The sequence below is a fragment of the Mesorhizobium sp. M7A.F.Ca.MR.148.00.0.0 genome (assembly GCF_003997735.1).
GTDB lineage: Bacteria > Pseudomonadota > Alphaproteobacteria > Rhizobiales > Rhizobiaceae > Mesorhizobium.
Window position 1 is genome coordinate 1 of sequence record NZ_RZTB01000565.1, and the last position, 270, is coordinate 270.

The 270-nt window shown below is 70.4% G+C and carries 1 pseudogene; it reads right to left on the minus strand.

Annotated elements, in window-relative coordinates:
- A pseudogene (locus tag EOB49_RS35330) lies at positions 1–270 on the minus strand (branched-chain amino acid ABC transporter permease); the annotation flags it as partial.

Genomic DNA, 270 nt, shown 5'->3' on the forward strand with positions numbered 1-270 from the left:
GGCGAACCAGCAGCACGGCGATGACGCCCGACAGCACGATGGCGTCGCGATAGGGCGCGATCGCTCCCGGCAATGTCGCTTGCAGCAACACCTCGATGATGCCCAGCAGGAAGCCGCCGGCGACCGCACCGGGCAGGCTGCCCAGCCCACCGACGACGGCTGCGATGAACGCCTTCAGCACCGGCGTGAAGCCCATCAGCGGATCGACCGAAGCGCGCTGCGCCACCCACAGCATGGCCGCCAGCCCGGCCAGCAGGCCGGAGAGCAGGA